General features: G+C 56.0%; 14 protein-coding genes and 1 tRNA gene. 8 read left to right on the forward strand and 7 right to left on the reverse strand.

From position 1 onward, the window contains the following. Window positions 1-76: 76 nt before the first annotated feature. A complete protein-coding gene (locus Pla52nx_RS25885; RefSeq protein ID WP_146518806.1) occupies window positions 77-3,304 on the reverse strand; it encodes an efflux RND transporter permease subunit in 3,228 nt (1,075 codons plus the stop codon). Window positions 3,305-3,491: 187 nt separating this feature from the next. Further along, on the reverse strand, window positions 3,492-5,024 hold the full coding sequence (locus Pla52nx_RS25890; RefSeq protein WP_231741771.1) for an efflux RND transporter periplasmic adaptor subunit: 1,533 nt from the start codon (window positions 5,022-5,024) through the stop codon (window positions 3,492-3,494). A gap of 506 nt (window positions 5,025-5,530) precedes the next feature. Between Pla52nx_RS25890 and Pla52nx_RS25895 the strand changes: the two genes are divergently transcribed. Then, on the forward strand, window positions 5,531-5,959 hold the full coding sequence (locus tag Pla52nx_RS25895; RefSeq protein ID WP_197454349.1) for a hypothetical protein: 429 nt from the start codon (window positions 5,531-5,533) through the stop codon (window positions 5,957-5,959). A 370-nt stretch (window positions 5,960-6,329) separates the two neighbouring features. On the opposite strand, the gene Pla52nx_RS25900 is transcribed toward Pla52nx_RS25895, so the two are convergent. Continuing rightward, window positions 6,330-6,403: transfer RNA gene (locus tag Pla52nx_RS25900), tRNA-Val, on the reverse strand. Between the two features lie 331 nt (window positions 6,404-6,734). Continuing rightward, window positions 6,735-6,929 carry a 30S ribosomal protein S21 gene (gene rpsU, locus Pla52nx_RS25905; protein ID WP_146518808.1) on the reverse strand — a complete coding sequence of 65 codons (195 nt, stop codon included), beginning with the start codon at window positions 6,927-6,929 and terminating at the stop codon, window positions 6,735-6,737. 455 nt (window positions 6,930-7,384) lie between these two features. Here rpsU and Pla52nx_RS25910 point away from each other — a divergent pair, with 455 nt between their 5' ends. Then, window positions 7,385-7,570, forward strand: coding sequence for a hypothetical protein (locus Pla52nx_RS25910; protein ID WP_146518809.1), 186 nt, complete (start codon window positions 7,385-7,387; stop codon window positions 7,568-7,570). 107 nt (window positions 7,571-7,677) lie between these two features. Here Pla52nx_RS25910 and Pla52nx_RS25915 read toward each other — a convergent pair whose 3' ends face one another. After that, window positions 7,678-9,540 (reverse strand): ABC1 kinase family protein, encoded by a 1,863-nt coding sequence (locus Pla52nx_RS25915; RefSeq protein WP_146518810.1) that lies wholly within the window; start codon window positions 9,538-9,540, stop codon window positions 7,678-7,680. 58 nt (window positions 9,541-9,598) lie between these two features. On the opposite strand from Pla52nx_RS25915, the gene Pla52nx_RS25920 reads away from it, so the two are divergent. The 5 genes from Pla52nx_RS25920 (at window position 9,599) to Pla52nx_RS25940 (ending at window position 18,750) form a co-directional block, all read left to right on the forward strand. Next, window positions 9,599-11,221 carry an ABC transporter permease gene (locus Pla52nx_RS25920; protein WP_146518811.1) on the forward strand — a complete coding sequence of 541 codons (1,623 nt, stop codon included), beginning with the start codon at window positions 9,599-9,601 and terminating at the stop codon, window positions 11,219-11,221. A gap of 233 nt (window positions 11,222-11,454) precedes the next feature. Further along, window positions 11,455-12,537 (forward strand): DUF1570 domain-containing protein, encoded by a 1,083-nt coding sequence (locus tag Pla52nx_RS25925; protein ID WP_146519610.1) that lies wholly within the window; start codon window positions 11,455-11,457, stop codon window positions 12,535-12,537. A 465-nt stretch (window positions 12,538-13,002) separates the two neighbouring features. Then, entirely contained in the window at window positions 13,003-15,165 is a 2,163-nt protein-coding gene (locus Pla52nx_RS25930; protein WP_197454350.1) for an FAD-dependent oxidoreductase, read from the forward strand. Next, entirely contained in the window at window positions 15,165-16,772 is a 1,608-nt protein-coding gene (locus Pla52nx_RS25935) for a Na+/H+ antiporter NhaC family protein (protein ID WP_146518812.1), read from the forward strand. Before Pla52nx_RS25930 ends, Pla52nx_RS25935 begins: the two co-directional genes overlap by 1 nt. Before the next feature lie 223 nt (window positions 16,773-16,995). Beyond that, window positions 16,996-18,750, forward strand: coding sequence for a sulfatase family protein (locus Pla52nx_RS25940; protein ID WP_197454351.1), 1,755 nt, complete (start codon window positions 16,996-16,998; stop codon window positions 18,748-18,750). On the opposite strand, the gene Pla52nx_RS25945 is transcribed toward Pla52nx_RS25940, so the two are convergent. Together Pla52nx_RS25945 and Pla52nx_RS25950 are read right to left on the reverse strand one after the other, a co-directional pair. Further along, window positions 18,735-19,028, reverse strand: a complete 294-nt coding sequence (locus Pla52nx_RS25945; protein ID WP_146518813.1) for a hypothetical protein — start codon at window positions 19,026-19,028, stop codon at window positions 18,735-18,737. The genes Pla52nx_RS25940 and Pla52nx_RS25945 overlap by 16 nt on opposite strands. 253 nt (window positions 19,029-19,281) lie before the next feature. After that, the gene (locus tag Pla52nx_RS25950) at window positions 19,282-20,340 is read right to left on the reverse strand and encodes a type II and III secretion system protein (RefSeq protein WP_146518814.1); all 1,059 of its coding nucleotides are present in this window, start codon (window positions 20,338-20,340) and stop codon (window positions 19,282-19,284) included. Window positions 20,341-20,728: 388 nt separating this feature from the next. On the opposite strand from Pla52nx_RS25950, the gene Pla52nx_RS25955 reads away from it, so the two are divergent. Continuing rightward, complete coding sequence (locus Pla52nx_RS25955) at window positions 20,729-21,349, forward strand: hypothetical protein (RefSeq protein WP_146518815.1); 621 nt, start codon at window positions 20,729-20,731, stop codon at window positions 21,347-21,349. The last annotated feature ends 24 nt before the right edge of the window (window positions 21,350-21,373 follow it).

The raw sequence follows: 21,373 nt of genomic DNA on the forward strand, positions 1-21,373 counted from the left end.
CGGATTCGGAATGGGGCAAGGTGGTCTCAGTCGTCCGTGACGGAGAAGGGTTGATCTGTTGGTGAGTTTCCTTGTTTCAGGATTCTTCAAACAGAGGAGTCTCAGTTTTCGATTCGTTGACAACTCGCTGCGCCGCTTTCAGTCCGATCAGCCAGAACAATGCCGGGTGAACGAAGAAGTCGAGCAACGTCGAGCTAATCAGACCCCCGAGGATGACGGTTGCGACTGGATACAGGATTTCTTTGCCGGGTTCGCCCGCCGCCATGACCAACGGAACCAACCCGATTCCGGAAGTGAGTGCAGTCATCAGCACGGGAGCGAGACGTTCCAGTCCGGCGCGAACGATCATCTCCTTCGACCAGTCCTCGCCTTCGTGCTGCACAAGATGCAGGTAATGGTTCAGCAACAGGATGCCGTTGCGTGATGCGATCCCCGCCAGTGATATGAATCCGACCATTGCGGCAACCGTCAGCGTTTGACCGGTGATGACCAACGCGGCCACCGAACCGATAAACGCCATCGGCAAAGCCATCATCACTTGCAGCGACAGATTGACGCTGCGGAACATTGTGTACAGCACCAAAAACACGCCGAGGAGTGAAACCGCGAACAGGATGCCGATCACCCGCGAGGCCGACTGCTGGCTTTCAAACTGACCGCTGTACTGAACGAAATAGCCCGGCGGCAGTGATTCGACGATCGGCTGGACCTTTTTTTGAATGTCTTGCACCACATCGACCACACCGCGCTCGGACACATTGCATTGCAACACGATCCGCCGCCGAACATTTTCTCGATTGATCGTGTTTGGCCCGCCGGATTCGTAAATGTTGGCGACCGATTCCAGTGGCAGCTTGCCGCCATCGGCGAGGTCAATCGTCAGGCGACGCAGCGTTTGCAGGTTTTCGCGATAGTCTTCATCCAGACGCAGCATCAGGTCGAATGTTCGTTGTCCAATCAAGATTTCGGAAACCACCTGTCCGTTCAATGCCGTTTCGATGAACTCATTTACCTCCACTGCGCTAAGGCCGTAGAGCAGCAACTTGTCGCGATCTAGTTCGATTCGCATTTGCGGAATGATGACTTGCGGTTCAACCAACAAGTCGGTCACGCCCGGCACAGCTGACATCGCTGCTTCCATCTCCCCCGCTTTGCGACGGAGCAAGTCGAGATCATCACCGTAAATTTTGATACCGATCTGTGCCTTCACGCCGGAAATCATGTGGGAGATCAAGTGGGCGATGGGTTGTTCCACAGCGGTCACAATGCCGGGAATGTCGGCCATTGCTTCACGAATTTCTTCGAGCTGTTCTTCACGGGAACGCGGTGAATCTGGATCGAGTTCCAGGATCAACTCGCTCATGTTGACGCCCTCGGCGTGCTCATCCAACTCAGCACGACCGGTTCGCCGAACAAATCCTTTGATGTCTTCGATCTGACGCAATCGAGTTTCAATGCGACCGGCGATGTCGTTGGAAGTTGTCAGCGAAGTTCCCGGAGGAAGCACCACGTTTAGCTGCACCGCACCCTCGTTAAATGGCGGCAAAAAATCGCGTTCAAGACTCACTAGGAACATGCCGGCCAACGCAACCAACACCGCCGTAACGGCGAGGTTCAGTCGCGGCACCGTGAGACTGAAGCGGATGACTTTGTCGCCAACCCATTTGATCGCTCGCAAGACCAAGCCGTCTTTCTCCTGTCCCTTGAGTTTCTGCTTGCCGAGCAACCAGTACGAGAGCACGGGAGTGACGGTCAAGGAGACCAGCAGCGACGATAGGATCGAAACGATGTAGGCGACACCGAGCGGAGCAAATAGACGCCCTTCCATGCCCGACAGTGCGAATAGCGGCAGGAACACAAGGATGACGATCATCGTGCCGAACACGATCGAGTTACGGATTTCGATGCTGGCTCGAAACACGACCAACAGCGGATGCTTTGGGTTTTCGCTCGCGCGGTTTTCCTTCAATCGGCGATAGATGTTTTCCACATCGACAATAGCGTCATCCACCAATTCACCGATCGCAACGGCCAAACCGCCCAAGGTCATGGTGTTGATCGACAATCCAAAAACGGAAAAAACGATCGCGGTCATCACCAAAGAAAGTGGGATCGCCGTCAACGTAATGAATGTGGTGCGGACATTCATGAGAAACAGGAACAGGATGATGACGACCAGGATACCGCCATCGCGAAGTGCTTCGGCCACATTCTCAATCGCTCGGTCGATGAACGACTTTTGGGTGTAAAGCGGTTCGATGCGAAGGTCACTGGGAAGCGAAGGACGCAAGTCGTCGATCGCCGCCATCACATCTTCGGTTACTCGCCGCGTGTCAGCACCGGGTTGCTTGTTGATGGTGAGAATGACGGCTGGTCCTCCGGACCACCCAGAAGTGGAAAACTGAGAATTGAGAGGGGGAGAGTTCTTTTCGTCTCCATTCTCTGTTCTCAATTCTCCATTTCTTACAAACGCCGAACTATCGCCACGTTTCACCTGCGGGCCTTCGATGACATTTGCAATCTGCCCCAGCGCGATCGGACGTCCTTCTTTCAGCGTGACGACGACTTTTTGCAGGTCTTCAATTTTCTGAACGCGACCCAATGCACGAACGAGCAGCTCGTTCGGACCTTGTTCGTCCAGGTATCCGCCGGTCGCATTCTGGTTGCTGTTCTGAACTGCTTGCTTGACTTCGTTCAGCGACACACCGAAACGCAGCATGGCATCTGGATCAACCAAAACTTGAAACTGCTTTCGCCCGCCGCCCATGGTGAATACTTGCGAAACACCAGGTATCGTGAGTAGCCGTTGCCTGACCACCCAATCACCAAGCGTTCGTAACTCAAGCGGTTCGGTCACACCTTCGTCGCTCCACATTCCCAACATCAGGATTTGACCCATGATCGAAGAGATCGGTGCGAGGGTTGGTTTGACGCCCTGCGGCATCCGTTCTTGAACGAGTTGCAATCGTTCGTTGACGATTTGACGGTCGTTGTAAATGTCCGTGTTCCAGTCAAACTCGACATAGATGACCGAGATACCGACGCCGGATGAACTACGAACCGCTTGCACGCCGTTGGCCCCGTTGACCGCTGTTTCAATCGGGAACGTAATCAGGGTCTCCACTTCTTCCGGCGCCAACCCTGGTGCTTCGGTCATGATGACCACGCGCGGCCGGTTCAGGTCGGGGAAGACGTCAATCGGGGCCTGCATCGCCTGCCAAGTCCCGTAGCCCACCAGGAACATGGCAACGGCGATCACGAGCAGGCGTTGTCGGAGTGCGAAACGGATGATTGAATTTAACATTGCACAATGATGATGATTGGAGTTTGCAGATTGTTTATGTCTATCTGCTGCTGTGGGTTTTTCTTAAGGCGATCATGATTGCGGCAACGCTTCAATCATCTTCATCACACTCAGAGCAAACACCTGCGTCCGCTGTTTCAACTCACGACCATCCATCCTTTATTCTCCGATCTGCAACCAACAATCTTCAATGGTTGTGTCCTGCGTGTGGATCAACGCCACCGCCAGACTTGTTCTTGAGAGCCATTTGCATCTGATGAGCGCCACGCATCGCAATGACGTCACCGGGGAACAGTGAGCCATCGTTGTCGATCACGGCGGAGTACTGATCGCGGTACTTCACATGAACTGGCACTCGGTCGAAGTGACTGCCGTTCTGCTGGAATACGAATGTTTCCGCTCCTTCGCTCGCCACCGCTTCGACGGGAACCACGATTTGCTCCGGCATTTCTTCGACCGGTACTCGCAACTGCATCCGTTGACCGGGGACGTAGCGCCATTCGACATAGCGATTGCCGTCGTTGCGACGATCCTTCGCAACTTCGTTTGGAAGCCGAACATAGAAGTTCAAGGTGCGTGACGTGGCATCCACTTGGTTGGCCAGGTAGGCAATATCCAAGGCTTCGATAACGTGGGATTGGGAGCCTGGTTGTTCGATGATCGCTTCGACTTTCCAACCGTTTTGTGACGCACTTCGGAGCTGTCGAATGTCTTGCTCGAACGCAAGACCTTCGATGAACAACTCGTCGTAGTCGGTCAGGATACAAAGTGTTTCGCCTGCGTTGACGGATTGTCCTTTGTGTACGGCCAAGTCTTGCAGGATCAACGGGCCAGTGTGCTGAGAGCCAGTGTGCTGAGAGCCAGTGTGCTGAGAGCCAGTGTGCTTGGACGCATCTTCCAGAACGTAATTCGCCTGGACGAAATGCCGAGTCAATCGCAATTCGGCTTCACCGTGGCTATCCACGCTCGGGGTAAAAACCTGTAGCTCACGCAGCAGCCGTCGCTCGCGTTCGATTTCATTCACTTGGTCGTCCGACAGGCCGTGCAAACGCAACGCTTCACGCTGAGCACCGAGATTCGCTTTCAGCTTGTCGCGGGAGTATTGCCGCTCCAACAGAATCTTACCCGCGACCGCACCGCTTCTGGTGACTTGCTCCAAACGGGTGATCTCGCGATTCTCCACATCCAGCTCACCGAGTGTACGGACAAAGTCGGTTTGTGCGTTGACGAGGTCTTCGTGGGTCAAACGAATCTGAAATAACAGGCTTCCCGGCTCAACCGCTTCGCCTTGCACGGCGTGAACATGGGTGACGACACCGGTCATCGGCGTGGCAACTTGGACTCGCGAGCGACCGGGGCGTTCGACAACCACGGCGGGGACCGTGATGGAGCGGCGGAACGTTTCCAGCGTGATGGGGCGGATCGTTTCGTCGGACAATCCGATGTTTCGGATCGCTTGCGGTGACAATTCGAGCGAAGTCGCCTCGTCGTGCCCAGCATGCGTTGCATGATCGTGACCGGCATGTGAATCAACCTCGCCAGCCGCTTCACCCACGTGCGATTCGCCGTCTCCATTGCGGAACGATACCGCGGTTCGATCGACCCACGCCTTGGTGGCCGGGAACCAATGCTGCCAAGTAAAACCACCGATGATCACAATGATCAGCGTGGCGACGAACCAAACCCACTTCATGGGGACTTTGGGCATTCGGATTTTCATGGTATCGAAACCAATGGAACAACTGCCGGAGAAACCGATCCACGATTCGGATGCGTGTGGATCAAAGGAATGTCAACGCCAAGAAGCGTCCGTAGCAGATGAACGGCGAACACCAGCCACACAGGTCAGTGCTTGCGGGTGTCACCAAGAGTGTTGGAGCTGAGGCACGAGGATCGAAAATCTTTACGACTTCCGCATCGGCAAAGAGGCACGAACACTCTCATCCAATCACGGACGAGAGCGGACCATTACAGACGCCAAACTTGAGTCTTGAGGCGGAGAGGCGACTGCACGCAGTGCGGATCGGGCGGCGAGCCATACGGCTTGCGTGGTGTGAGCAATTCTTGCGACGACAACGACAAGCAACACGTCAGCAAGGGTGACCAATCAACGATCAACATCAACGAAATGTCATTGTCTCGTTGATCCGCAACAATATTGCAGTCCGCTTCGTCGCAGGATTCATGCGGTGCATGTGAACCCGAACAAGGCAATTCTGAGCAAGGATGTTCGGAAACAATTTCATTCGTGTCGTCATCAAAGCACGGAGCCCGGTGGCCTTCGTGGGCATGTCCGTCATGATCGTGGCCAGCGTCGTCAAGTCCAACCACGTGCGGAACGTCCAACATCACCTGGTCAACATTGTGACGGTGCGTGTGACCCGCGTGAGCGTGATGCACGCAACAACCCAGCAGCGCGTGAAGCACTACGGCGATCATCGTCGAATAGGTGAGGAGCTTGTGAAACATGGTCGCTTTGAAAAATGCCCCGACGACTGGCAAAACAGTACGAATCGTCGCAGTATTACTATCGAAATTTGGCCGGTGGGTCTACAGCTAAACTACGCAGGAAGGGCAATGCACAACCTGTACCAATCGCAAATTAGCGGTGAATCATTAGGAAAAACGGCAAAAACGTCGCCCAGCACCGTTTGAGGTTGTCGTCAACCTGACCGCGACAGTGTCGCGTCATGCGACATCAGCGCAACCGCTGGGGCCGAAGGTAGCTCGTCCGGCGGAGGCTTTCTCTATCCCGGGGGGACAACTTGTCGACCTCCATGACTTGGTCGAACCGGGGTCAGGCTTTATTGTCAGACCTGCCGCTGTGATTAAAGAACTTTGACATCGCAGCAACGGCATCCATCAATGGTGAATCGCACGGACTCTTGTTCCTGACCAGTGCCCCACCGGTATTGATGTGAATGACAACGTCGCTGTCAAGCAATCCTCAACTTGACGTCGCAGTGGTGTCACGCACTGGACCAGCTTTTGTCGCCGCAAGTCGCTTTTTGCAAAGACTTAAGAATGGGCGTTGAGGGACTCGAACCCCCGACCCTCTCGGTGTAAACGAGATGCTCTAGCCAACTGAGCTAAACGCCCGGGTCGTCAGGTCAATGAAATTCGATTGACCTGGATTTGTCTGCTGATTCTATGTCGCCAGATTTGACGATCGGGTTCACTTCTTTTCCATAAACACACAATGACGAGCTAAATAACGCACGATCAATAGGTGACGCATTTCGTAGTGGACGACGTTACGATTCCCGTGCATTAGGACTCGTAACCTCGTCCACTACCCCAGTCAATGATCGGTTGTTGCTACGTATTGGCCGATCATGCGGTGCTTGTTCGCCTGGGAAATGCTTTTGAACTCAGAGTCTTGAGCTCGGATTCTTAGACGCTGGGCGACTGCGCGGTCGCCAAGGTGGGTCTATCGGCCAAGCATTCGGGCTCGACGGTTGCGACGTTCCGCTTGGATCTTTTGGCGGCGGCGGATTTCGCTGGGCTTCTGATAATGCTCCCGGCGACGCATTTCTTTCTTGATCCCGCTACGCTCAACCAATTTACGGAAACGACGGACAGCTTCTTGGATTGTTTCGCTGTCACGAACCATCAACTTGACCATTTTTTCTCCACTAACATTTTGAGTCCTCTTTCAATAAGTACGAAGTTTCACAAGCAAATGCTCAGACGCCCCCCGAAAAGGGATGTCCGAAGCGCAGTCGTGTTTCGCAGGGCCACGAAGTGTAACGATCGTACTGTGGTTCCTGCAACGGCCATCTTTTCTTGTTCACCCGGTTTTTTTCGTGTTTTAGGCCGTCTATCCACCGCCCCCGGCCCCGATCCGGTGCGAATCGCTCGGTCGGCAGAATCGATACCGCCGGACAAGCCTTCAAAATCCGCAATCTTTACCCGACCGGTGTGACAGGATTGATCGGAACGACAGCGGATTGAGCCCCCAGGAAGGTCCGATTTCACGGGAGTTCTCGGCCTGTAACCGTCGGCTGACAGGGGTTCAGGCCCGAGAACGCAGACCGCCCGACCGGCTTGGTTCAAGCCGATCCTCAACACGGACCGCCGATGTCTTCTCCTGCTGCTGCCAACGCCGACCCCTATGAACCTGGACAATTGCTGGCCGAATTGGAGCAACGACAGGATGATGTTCTGGCCCAATTGGACGCATTGGACGCTCAGCTGAGCGAAGTGCTAAAGGGGTTGGAGATCTCGGTTGATGAGGATCCGGAGTTGGGCGACGAGGATTCTTGAGGCGGGCGGTCAGTTGACTTGCGGGTCGAAGGTGGCGCCGCCTACGCCTGCGGCTTCGGGTCAAACAGGGGGGGGCGTGCGGGGCAAACAGGCTGACGACCGCCCTCTCAATCGTCGTTGTTTCTTGTCAGGTGGCCGCTGCGACCGATCGCTAGCAGCAGCCACGACATGACGCTGATGCTGCCGCCGACGCCGAGAATGCCCAGCAAGCTGACGTTTTGCATCCCCATGAATTCGGTCTCGGTAAACAGCAGCGGCGGTACGTTGAATGCCATCATCAGGGACGAACCGAGAAAGACGGCGCTGGTCATCATTCCCAACACCAGCCGGTTGACCGATGGGCTGAGTCGCTGATGGTCCAACGAAAGTTTGATGTCGCCACGTCGAATTTGTTGGATCAACGAGATGGCTTCGTCCGGCGCGGTCTCCAGGAAACTCTCTGCTTCCAAGTAGATGCGTTGGGCTTGTCTCAATCTGCGTTTGGGGCTGATGCGGCGAAGTGCGATTTTACGTGCAAGCGACCGGACGACTTCCAGAGAGTCGAAACTCGCACCGAGTTCGCACAGTGTGCCTTCCAACGAAATCAGCATCTTCAGGACAAGCGCCGACTGATTGGGCAGCTTGATCGAGTGACGGTGCAGGATCGCGGTCAGCTCGTTGAGCGCGCCGGTCAAGTCAAAACCGCCGAGACTTTGTTTCCCATAGGTGGCAACAAAATCCGCGACATCGATGGCCAAGGCCGACTCGTCGAGTGTCGGTGGTGTGCTGCCGACTCGCCTTATGAGACGAACCAAGCGGTTTTGATCGGCGCGTCCGACCGCGACCAGCATGTCTTCGATATTTTCTCTCAACATTTCATCGATGCGTCCGGTCATCCCGAAATCGAGAATCCCGAGTCGACCGTCATCCAGGAGAAACAGATTGCCGGGGTGCGGATCGGCGTGGAAGAGCCCCTGGTCAAAGATCATCCCCAAGTACACTTCCGCGAGCGTTTCGCTGAGTCGCTGTTTGGTGCCGGCGTCGAGCGTGGCCAGCTCTTGTTTGGACCTGATCACGGTGTGTGACTTGGCATCGGTCTTTCCTGGCTCGCCCTCAGTGTCTTTCACGCGACCATTGGCTGGTCGTGATGAAGTGGATGGTGATGGGGCAGAAGTCGTCGAGGTGGTTGGCGTGTCCGGTTGGCAGGCATCATCGGTGCCAAAGTAGGCTTCCAGTGAATGACCGACCATTTCGTCCATCACCAGGACACGTCTTGTGCACAAGGACGTCACCGGAACGGGCACGACGACCTGAGGATGATTTTTGGCGATCCAATGGGCAAAGTGCTCCAAGCTCTGGCGTTCGCGATCGAAATTGAGTTCACGCGTGATCATCGGGGCGAGCTGATTGGCGACATCGCTCGGTCCCCACGCCGCGAGAGCTTCGACACGTTCGGCGAGTACGGCTAGGCCGGAGAGGACTTCGATGTCCTCACGGACGGTCTTTTCGATTCCCGCCCGCTGGACTTTAATGACTACGCGACGACCATCTTTGAGCCTTGCACGGTGGACTTGTCCGATCGATGCGGTCGCTAGCGGTTTGGGGTCGATGGACGCGAAATGCGACTGGTAGTCTTCTCCCAGCTCAGCGGCGAGCGTTTTCTGGACCGTTTCGATGCTGTCGGCACGAACGTTGGCGCGAAGGCGTTTGAGTTCTTCGCCGAGTTCCGGTCCGGTCAGGTCGGGGCGTCCCGCGAGGACTTGGCCGAGCTTGATGAACGTCGGCCCCAGGTCGGTCAGCGCCATGCGAACGCGTTGCTCGCGTGAATATTCTGCCAGCGGCGTACCCGAGGGGTCTTTGAAGAAACCTCGCAGGGGAAATCGCTCATACTGGCTGAACCAATCCGCCAAACCATATCGCCTCAAGACCGCCAGGATCTCCCGCCATCGGCGGAGGTTGCGGTACAGTTGTGGGATCGCGGAGATTTTCATGGTGAAAACATTGTGATTGACGCAACGTGAACCGAACACAACCCGCAGGAACAAATCCTTGAATTGGTGGCAACCTCTCCTGCTGACGCTGCAACTGATGGTCGGTTCGGTCCTGATATCAGGATTGGTCGGATTAGTCGGAGCATGGGGCGCTACCGTGGCGACTTCATCGCTAGGCGTTGCGTTCAAGAGAGGCGGTCGAGGGAACGGACTTTTGGCGGTCGCAAGTCGGTTCGCCGGCCACCTGTTTTTCTTGGCAATGGTGGCGGCGATCGCGACTCCGATGGTTTTGCACGCCGCTGCGTGGGAAGCCGCTGCGGGAAAGTTCGGCTGGCTGTCGCTGACGCAGTCTGGCAGCCGGACGTACGAAGGTTTAGCGGGGCGATACAGCGGCATGGTCGCGTGCGTGTGGGTCCATGGATTGCTGGGTGCCGCGATGGTTTCCCTGGCGACGTGGGTGGGAATGCGACGCATCCCAAGCGTTTTCTTGAGGCAAGCTTCGTTGGAGATGGGGCCATGGCGGCGATGGTGGACGGTGCAATTGCCGCTCGCGGCTCCTTGGACGATCACTGCTTTGTTGGCCACGGCGGCGTTTGCGGCGACTGAGATGACGGTGGCGGATTTGTACGGGGTGCGAACGTTGGCGGATTCGTTTTATCTGTTTCACGCGGCCAATCCAGATGTCGGTTCCGTGCTGAGCACGCTGGTGCTGCCGGCCGTCTTTGCTTTGACGATCATCGCCCATTGGTTCTTGGGAAAACATCGATCGTTTGACTTGCAAGATCGAGTAGCAGGTCCGTCATCGGAGGCATTTGCAGAGTTGTCAGATGCGGATCAGGGCGACGCCACGCGGATGGATATCGGCGAAGATTCAGCTGCAAGTCAAGCGATGGCGATCGTCGCGTTGTTCGTTTGCGCGAGCTTGATCACGTTGATCCCGATCGCCAGCTTGGTGATCAAAGCCGGCCACGATGTGACGTTGATCACGGCGGCGGATGGCTCAACGGTGGCTAAGGTCACGTGGTCGGCAACCGAGTGCATCAGCCGCTTGCTGCGTGCCCCGTTGGATTTTGCAAAAGAATATCAATGGACGATCGTGATCGGGCTGGGGGCGGCTTGCTTGGCGACGATGGTCGCATGGCCGCTGGCGATGTTCGGGCGCGGTCGACCAGTGTTTCGGCGAGTCGTGGATGTGTCTGCGGTGGCGGCGTTCTTGATCCCAGGGCCGATCGTCGGTTTGATGATCGTGAAATGCTTTGCGATGGGTTTGCCCGGCATGCGAGCGATTTACCAGCAGACATTACTGCCGACTTGGATCGCTCTGAGTGTTCGAGGAGTGCCGATCGCGTACTGGATATTGCGAACGGGTTATCAAGGAATCGGACGAGATGTCGTTCATGCTGGGCGGCTGGACTTGACTTGGGCGAAGAGGATTTGGAGCATCGATCGGCCGCTGCTGGCGGGGAGTTTGCTGGCCAGCATGCTGGCGGTAGCTGTTTTTGCGACGGGCGACGTTCCTGCGACTCTGCCGGTGATTCCGCCGGGGGTGACGAGTGTGGGGACACGCCTGTTTGCATTGCTGCATAGCGGGGCACGATATCAGGAAGCGTCACTGGCGATCTGGTACTTGATCTGCATTTTGTTTTTCGCGGGCTGGGCCAAACGACGTTGGATGCGGTGAGTCATTCCGGTCAGATGCGTGATGATCGTCGGATTTGCGGCAAAATCGAAAACGTCGGGCCAGTACTCCGACAGGCTCGGCTAAACTGTTGATGTCCCGTTGTTTTCATCTCTGTTTGTTCCCGTTGCTCCATGGGCATGAATCAAACCACACGGAATCGTGACGTGATCACCTATCGCTTTGGAAAGCATTTGACCGAAGGCCTGTATTTTGTGTCGTCGTTATCCATTGTGATGACCAGCATGATGGCGGTTTCGCCCTTTGTTGCTTCGTCCTGGGCGGTCGAGACCGTCACGTTTCGCTCCGGCAAGGACGACTTGGTCAACGGCAAGCCTGAGCCGACGCGGACGGTGGTCGGCGAAGCACTCGTGGAAGCGATTGATGGTGGATTGTTGTTGCAGTCCGATGATGGGCGAATTTGGACGATCCAGCCCGATCAGATCATTTCCAGAGAAACAGACGATCGACCGTTGGTGCCGATCACGGCAGATGCGATGCACGAGCGGATGCTGGAAGAGTTGCCAGCGGGGTTTGCCGTGTATCGAACCGCCAACTATTTGATCGTGCACAACACCTCCGAGGCCTACGCTCGCCAAGTCGGTACATTGTTTGAACAGTTGCACCGCGGCTTCTTTGCATTCTGGAACAATCAACGATGGGATTTGCCCGAACCACGGTTTCCGTTGGTCGCATTGGTGTTGTCCGATCGCAATGAGTTTCTCAAACACGCCGGGGCGGAAGTCGGCAGCACGGCCAATTTGGTCATCGGCTATTATCATCTGTCGAGTAACCGAATGACGACGTTCAACGTCCCTGACTTGGAGCGAAACGTTGCCACAATCATTCACGAAGCCACGCATCAACTGGCGTACAACTGCGGAGTACAGCAGCGGTTCGCGGACAATCCCAAGTGGGTCAGCGAAGGATTGGCGATGTTCTTTGAGTCGCCAGATTTCCGTAGTGCATCCATGTGGCGAAGCATCGGGCGTATCAATCAAAAGAATCTTGCGCGATGGCGAGAATACTTACCGCGGCGTCCTGCCGACTCGCTGGCAACGCTGATCTGTGATGACAAGCGTCTCAGCAGCGAAGCGACCGCCGAGGCAGCGTACGGTGAAAGCTGGGCGCTGACGTACTTTTTGCTCAAAACGCGGAGGGAAGAGTACGTCGCTTATCTTAAGAAACTGAGCGAAGGCAAGCCGCTGGCAGAACTGTCCGGTCGCGAGCGTATCAAGATGTTCGAAGAGTCGTTTGAGACCACGCTGCCAAAGCTAGACAAAGCGTTCGTGATGTACATGCAGCGAGTACGCGGCTGACGTCAGCGGATGAGTGCCGATGCCGCGTCTTCCGCTGCGGCGCAACCTTCTAGCCCGGATGATTCATAACCCGACGCGTCAGCGAGGGATACTCGGTAAATCCCTCGCTGACGCGTCGGGTTATGAAAAACAATCTGCACTTCCCAACGATGTCCCAACTCAATGTCAAGAATCTGTTTGCGCTAAAATCAATCATCCGCATGAATCATCCGGGCTAGGGCTACACTGGTCGCTGGGACTACCACTGGCCGCTCGGATACCACTGTTGTCAAATGGAAGGGATCGACGATCCATTTGCTGGCGCACTTGGTAGTGGGATTCGTCAGAATTCCTTTCGGACAGGATTTCTGGCGAAATCCATTACGCCACTTGCAGGATTTCTGGCGAAATCCACTACGCCACCTATTGATGCAGCGTCCCTCAATCGATCGATTCCACCTTGCTCTCACCTCAATGATGCATCTCATGTCTCACCGTTTTCTGATCGCGTTGGTCGTGCTCTCACTGATTTGTATTGGTGGCCTCCAGTCGAATCATCAAACTTCAGCTCAAGCTCAGTCGCAAGCAGAACAGTCGACCGACTTGGTGATCTACGGCGGGACTTCGGCGGGCATCGCGGCGGCGGTGCAGGCCAAACGCATGGGAATGAGCGTGGTCGTCATCGAACCGTCCGATCGTGTCGGTGGGCTGACCACCGGTGGGCTTGGGCAAACCGATATCGGCAACAAGTCCGCGATCGGAGGCATCGCTCGCGAGTTTTATCAAGACATCGCCAAGCACTATGCTCAGCCCGAAGCATGGAAATGGCAGACTCAAGAACAGTATCGCAGCGACGGTCAATCACGAACGCAACAGGGCGAAGATGCGATGTGGACATTTGAGCCCAGCGCCGCTTTGTCCGTCTATCAACGTTGGATCGATGAAAACAAGATCGATGTGGTGTACGGCCAGCGACTCGATCGCGACGCGGGAGTGATGATGACTCGCAGTCGTCCGGCACGAATCATCGGGATTCGAATGGAGTCTGGCGAGACTTATCGAGGCAAGATGTTCATCGACGCGACGTACGAGGGCGATTTGCTGGCGACCGCTGGCGTGAGTTACACGGTGGGACGCGAAGCGAATTCACAGTACGGCGAGACGCTCAACGGTGTGCAAACCAGGATGGCACGACACCACCAACTCTTCAAAGGCATCGATCCGTACGTCGTCCCGGGCAACGCCGACAGCGGGCTGCTGCCCCACATCGACCCTGAAGGACCGGGGATCGAAGGCGGCGCGGATCATCGCGTTCAGGCGTATTGTTTTCGCATGTGCCTGACCGATCATCCGGAGAACCGAATCGAGTTTCATCAACCCGAGGGCTATCGACCGGAGTGGTACGAACTGATGTTGCGAAACTATGAAGCGGGTGAGAATTCGGCCCCCTGGATCAATTCACCGATGCCCAATCGCAAGACGGACACGAATAACCGGACGGGTTTCTCAACGGATTTCATTGGGCAAAACTACGACTATCCCGAAGCGAGCTATGAGCGACGTGAGCAAATCGTGGCGGAACATCGACTGTATCAGCAAGGATTGATGTGGACGCTGGCCAACCATCCGCGGGTTCCATTGTCGGTTCGCAAATCGGTTTCACGATGGGGAATGTGCAAAGACGAATTCACCGATGGCAACGGCTGGCAAAATCAGCTTTACATACGAGAAGCCCGGCGGATGGTCGGCGAGTATGTGATGACGCAAAAGAATTGCCAAGGCGTCGCGGTGCCCGACCCGGTTGGACTGGCCGCCTACACCATGGACTCACACAATCAGCAACGCTACGTCGATGCCGATGGCCATGTTCGCAATGAAGGAGACGTACAAGTCGGTGGATTTCCCCCGTATGGCATCAGTTATCGATCGATCTTGCCCCAAGCCGAGGAAGTGTCCAACTTGCTCGTACCCGTTTGTTTGTCGGCGACGCACATCGCGTTCGGCTCCATTCGCATGGAACCCGTTTTCATGGTCTTGGGCCAGTCGGCGGCAACGGCGGCGAAGCTGGCGATCGATGAGAACAAACGGCTGCACGACGTCCAGTACGACAAGCTTGCAGAGACGCTCAAAGAGAATGGACAGATTTTGGAGCATGTTGGTCCAAAGCCGGTGGCGGGTATCGATCCGAGCAAGTTACCGGGTGTCGTTGTCGACAATGACGGGGCGACCCTGAAAGGACCTTGGATGACTAGCAGTTCTTCTTCGCCGCGGGTGGGACATGACTATATGCACGATGGTGATGACCACAAAGGCGAGTGCGTCGCCACCTATGTTGCGAAGCTACCTGCGCCGGGTGACTATCGAGTGGTGCTGTTTTGGCCCCCGTATTCCAACCGGGCAACCAACGCTGCGGTGACCGTCATCGACGCGGATGGCCGACGCACGACGGTTCACGTCAATCAGCGGAACTTAGCATCCAAGGGACAACACGTGGTTGGCACGTACTCATTCTCTCAGTCAGCGACCGTTGAGATCACCAATGCCGATAGCGACGGTCACGTGATTGCCGATGCGGTTCAGTTTATTGCAGCCGACGATGTAGATGAGGTTTCGGACACCGCAGAACCAAAGTCTGGGACGCCGCGTTGATGGACTTTGGGTTTGACAGTTTAATGCCGCCGTTGGTTGCGATTTGCTTGGCGATCGCGACACAGCGAGTGGTGCTGCCGCTGGCACTGGGAGTGTTTTGCGGCGCTGTCATGCTGGCCCCTCACGATTCGATTTTGTTGTCGCCGCTGTTGTACTTTCGCTACACGATGCAGGACTCGATCATGAGTACATCGCATCTGCAAGCGCTGTTGTTCAGTTTGCTGCTTGGCGCGATGGTCGGTGTGCTGGAGATCGGCGGTGGCATGCGTTCGTTGATCGGTGGATTGGCTAAAACGATCCGCTCCCGTCGCGGTGCTCAGACGTTAGTGGCCACTTCGGGATTGGCCGTTTTTTTTGACGACTATGCCAACACGTTGTTGGTGGGCGGCACGATGCGCTCGACAGCGGATCGCTACGGGATGTCCCGGAGCAAGCTGGCATATCTGGTTGATTCGACAGCCGCGCCCGTAGCCGGCCTGTCAATCATTAGCACTTGGGCGGCAACCGAAATCTCGTACATGAGTGACGGGCTGATGGCTGCGGGGATCACGGATCGAGCGGCGGGATTTGAGCTTTTCATTCGTTCTATTCCTTATCGCTTTTATCCACTGCTTGCGCTCGTGATGGTCTTTATCATCGCGCGAACCGGTCGAGATTTTGGCCCGATGCGATCGGCTGAACAAGAAGCGATGGACCGGCATCTCGATGGCGGTGGTTCTGCGGAAAACGGATCTGGTGACGATGAAGCAGTGAGTTCATTGCCACGCTACCTGTGGCTGGCCGCGATCATACCGGTGTTGCTTTGCATCGCGGTCGTCGGTGTGGTGTTGATGATCACGGGATATCTCTCACTTGGACCGCAGAACGCTGGACTTCCCACATGGAAGTATTTGGGTTTGGTGTTCAGCAACGGTGATTCGTACCGAGCGTTGATTGCGGGCGGGGCGATCGGTTGGGCGGCGACGTCGTTGATGCATCTGGGGATGGGCGGTTGCCGACCGGTGGATTTGTTTTGGGGAACGTATCGTGGCGCCAAGCAGATGATGCCGGCGATGGTCATCCTCTGGTTTGCCTGGGCCTTGTCTGCACTGACGGAGCCCGATCGATTGAACACGAGCGGTTATTTGGCTGCGGTACTTTCCAACGGATTGGACGTGAGATTGCTGCCGGCGATCGTATTTGTCATCGCAGGTTTGACCGCGTTTTCGACAGGCACGAGTTGGGGGACGATGGGAATCCTAACTCCATTGTCGGTATCCTTGGCAATCACGATGGATCCGAGCGGGGGCCCCGGAGGTGCGATTTGCTTGGCAACGTGCGGCAGCGTTTTAGCAGGAGCGATCTTTGGCGATCACTGTTCACCGATCAGCGACACCACGGTGCTGTCCAGTCGTGCAAGCGGTTGCGACCACGTGCGGCACGTGCGGACGCAGATGCCCTACGCGATCATCGTTGCGGCCGTTTGCATCGCGGTGGGGTGTGTGCCGGCGGCGTTGGGGGTTTCGCCTTGGATCAGTTTGCTGGCGGGGTCGGTGGTGCTGGTGGCGATTGTGCGATGGGTGGGCAAAGAACCGGTGCTTCACGAAGAGAATGAATCGCCGGGGTGAATCGTATCGACATTGATTTTGCCGCGTGCTTCTGAGGCTTGGGCAAGAATGTTCTATTGCATCGTCCAGTCTCAGAACGTGGGTTGGATAAATAAGCCGCCACGCGGTCAACAGACAATTCTGCTGGCTTTGCATACCTGCGTGCTCGGCGGGCGAGTACATTGTCAGTCCGTTGGCGGTGGATAGAGAACACATCAAGACTCGATTCAGGGAATAGACTTCCATGGACAGTGTGAGATACCGGCTTAGGAATTTATCATCGATCAATGGCGTCTTGGATTTCGCCGGGAATGCGTTGTTGAGGGAATTCTGGCGAATCCCATTACGGGATGCGTCAGGAAATGTTTCGTTGATCGTAGCGACGGGACTTTTGCTAATCGCAATGCTTTCGGCCGCCAATTCTTTTGCCGATGTGCAAGCGAACACCGAGCGGCCGAACATTCTGATCGCGATCTCCGATGACCAATCGTATCCCCATGCATCGGCGTATGGTGATCCCGCGATCAAGACGCCGGCGTTCGATCGAGTCGCCAAGCAAGGCATTTTGTTTCGCAACGCGTTCACACCCGCACCTGGTTGTAGCCCGATGCGGGCAGCGTTCTTGACCGGTCGCGAAATCTGGCAGAACCGAGAAGCGGGGACGCACGCGAGTGACTTTCCGACCGAGCTGCCGGTTTTCACACAACAGCTAGAACAAGCCGGTTATCACGTGGGGATGACGGGCAAAGGCTGGGGACCGGGCAAGTCCGCGGGCTGGCCACACAATCCAGCGGGCAAGGGCTACGGTAAACGCAAGATGGAGGCCCCCAAGGGGATTTCCAATCTGGACTATGCCGCCAACTTTGAAGATTTTCTGGCTGAACAAAAGGAAGGCCAACCGTTTTGCTTTTGGTTCGGCGGTCAGGAACCACACCGGGTCTACGGTGCCGGACTTGGTGCGGAGAACGGAGTCGATCCGGCGAAGGTCAACGTTCCAAAGTTCTTGCCCGATAGCGATGCGATCCGCAGCGACATGGCGGACTACTTGTTTGAAGTTCAGTGGTTTGACTCGCATTTGCAACGCATGCTGGACAAGCTTGCCGAGACCGGGCAGTTGGACAATACATTGGTGATCGTGACGAGTGACAACGGCATGCCGTTTCCTCGCGCCAAAGCAAATCTTTATGAATACGGCATCCACATGCCGATGGCCGTTTCCTGGCCGGCGGAGATTCCTGCCGGTCAAGACACGGATGACTTGGTGAGTTTGATCGATGTGACACGGGTCATTTTCGAAGCCGCGAGAGTCGTGCCTCGCCAATCCGAGCAGTTATCGGGGGTAAGTTTCTTGTCCCGTTTTCATGGAGCGTCGGACAAGACGGTGCCGGCCCGTGACGCGGTCTTCAGTGGTCGCGAACGGCATTCTTCGTCTCGATACAACACATTGGGCTATCCGAGTCGATGCGTTCGAACCAAAACGCATTTGTACATCCGCAATTTCAAACCGGAGCGTTGGCCGGCCGGGCCGGGACAAAAGTACGACGGGGCAAAGTTCAATGGCGACGGCGAATTGGTGGCTGGGAAACTCGGTCCGCCGCATGCGGGTTACCACGATATCGACGATGGACCGACCTTGCGTTGGATGGTCGATCACCGCGACGAACCCAAGGTCGGTCAGTTACTGAGTGCTGCGGTTGATCTGCGGCCTGCCGTCGAGTTGTACGACATTCGCACCGATCCCGCTTGCATGGACAATCTCGCTGGCAAGCCAGAGTTTGCGGAGCTGCAGCAGGCCATGGCTCAGACGCTGCAGGATCATTTGGTCCGCACCGGTGACTTGCGTCAAACCGATCCCGCCGCGGCAGAAATCTGGGAGACCTATCCGCGCCACAGTTCGCTTCGTTGGTTTGAAACTCCGCAGTGGGCGATCGACCATCCTGACGATGTGCCCGAGCAACCGTGGCTGGAAGCCAGGAGACCACGTCAAGAAAGCAAGTGAGGAGGCCGGAATGCTTCGATGATCTCTCGGGCTTCGTTGATCGTGTCGACCAAGTGGACGTTGTCTCGCATGTGTTCTTTGCCTGGCGTTTCCGCAAGGGATCGCATCAACGGCCATGCGGGACGCTCCTGTTGCCAGTACTCTCTGCCCAGCAGAATCATGGGAGATGCGTGCAGGAAAGTCTCGTAGTAGTTTTGAGCACCATCCTGGAACGTTTCTTGATCGGTCCCGGCGTTGCCAGGTGTATCGATCACGCCATGGTTGGCGATTTGCAGCAAGCCGTCCTCGCGAATGCTGTTGCTGAAGTACTTGGCGATGTCGGTAGCAAATGACGCTGGGGGCTCGTGGCCATAAAACCAAGTCGGGATCGCAAGGGTTGTGATTTCCTGGATGCGTTTGTCGGTGCGGGAGATTTTCAGGGAGGGAATCAGGACGCGGTAAACGGGATCCGACTCGGTGGCATCTACACGTAGCGGCGTCTCTCTGAGACACTGAAGATTGCGAGTCTCGGAGAGACTCGCCTACGTGGTGTTAGCGCTCGGCGTTTGCCTGCTTGACTTGTGGTTGGACGAGCTTGGCGCGAATCAAAATCATCATTTGGTTGGGAGATTGCTGCGGTGTTTCTGATCGGAAAGTTGAAACAATGGATGGCAGCTTTTTGAGAATCCCCGGCTCGGCGTCCGCCTTTGGTTGCGCGGCGACTTCGATGTACGGATCGATCAATAGAACCTCGCCTGGGCGGAGATCATGATGCGTTTGCAAGGACGTGGTCTGCAGTTCGGGAACTTGCACGATCGTTTCGCCATCGGAGATTCCGAAGACACGCTGAGTCGTAACCTGCTTGACCAACGCGGTGCGTAGAAAGACATCCAGCTCGATGGACTCGACGTTGACACTGGGGCAGACTCCGATCTCGGTGCCTTCGTCGAGCACCTGGATGTCCGACTGGATTCCGTTCTCTCGAGTCAGGTCCGTCAAGAACGGTCGCTGCTGAACGTCACTGATGGTAGCGGGGACATGATCATTGGTAATCACTCGTGGCGTCGCGATGATGCGACTGACGGCTGATTGGCGGACCTCCTCTCGCAGTTGCTTTTGGTCATCGGCCGTGATCGTTGCAGTTGAGATCGTGCCAGGAATGTAAGTGCAGGTCTGCCGCGAGTTAGATATCGGCGATCCATCGATATCGTTGTGTTTTGTTTCAGGGATTCTGGTGAACGTGGTGTTGATGTTGTTCGTCCCGATTCGTTCGTACCATTTGACACGCAAATCGGGTTGAATCGACAAGATCTCCATGTCGATCAGGACCGAAGTCGTGTCGTGCTTCATGCGGCTCCGTGCAAGAGCTTGCGCCGCGATCGTCGTCGCTGTCGCTCCGGTTGGTGCCGAAGCAAATGGGCCTGACGAGGGAGGGATTTCGCTCGTGGCTTCAGCCGGGTCAGGTAACGTCCCCGTCGCAGGCTCCCTCGCGGAGGCTTGTTGAACCGACTCGGTGAACGGCGGAATCGACTGCTGGGCGAAAGTGGGAGACGCTGCGAAAATGACAGCCGCTATCGCAGCGGCGTGTCGCAATGAAGGCAGAGGATGCATCGTGCTGTCCCGGAATGGAAGAATGGCGAATCGTTGACGATCGAGGCATAGCAGATCGGCGTGCCGGGGGGCAATGCCATTCGGGTGGTCTGAAAGGCCGCCGTCGCCAGGCGGCAATGCTGTGAAGCATTTTATCTGCTGAAATGCGGGACATACCTGCACGAAACGCGAGCGAGTTGGTGAGTCGCCAGATTCACTCGCTTGCGCTTCGTGCTAGTATTCTTGACGGTCAGAATGCTTTACAGCGTTGTATTTGCTGGGATGCTGCTCGGCGCCACGATGGCGGAACGGATCTTTTGAAAAGCTATCCCCGATACATTGAGCGAGTTATACTCGGCGTTTGGTGAAACTTTCCCCCTCTGTATCCTCTGCACTCCGGTCTCAACTGATGCTGCGATTCGCCCTGCTTTCGATCGGGCTCTTGCTCGCTTGTTCCAATGGTTCTGCGGAAATCGTGTTCAGTGAATTTGACTTGGCGACTGATTTGAGCAATCTGCCCACGGCGCCGACGTCAATCGGTACGCTTGCTCTGGGTGCCAACGAGGTCGAAGGAGCCCTGGTCCAAGGAGAGGTCAACGAGCTGGATATCGATCCTGATATCTTTACCTTCACCATCGGCGCGGGGCAGGTGCTGGACTCTGTCATCCTGCTGGACTTTGAAGGAGATGGGCATTTCTTTGGATTGGACGACGGGACCACCTCCGATTTTGGAAATGGAACCCAATTGCTGATTGCCACCCTGGTTGGTGACGCTGGGACATTGAACATCAACCTGCTGGACTTAACGACGGCTCAGCAGAATTTCGGTGGCCAAGGCGTGACGGCACCGCTGGGAGCTGGCGACTACACCATCTGGGTTCAAGAAAACCTCGCGGAGTTCAACGTGTTCACGTACACCGTCCAACTGAACACCAGCGCGGCCGCCGTACCCGAACCAGGATGTTTCGTGGCTCTTGTCGGATTGAGTGTCGCAGCGATCACGCAGCGTCGGCGTCGACGAACGAACTAGCGTCAACACCACGTGTTTGAGTTT

This window comes from Stieleria varia, from assembly GCF_038443385.1.
In the GTDB taxonomy this organism is placed as follows: Bacteria; Planctomycetota; Planctomycetia; order Pirellulales; family Pirellulaceae; genus Stieleria; species Stieleria varia.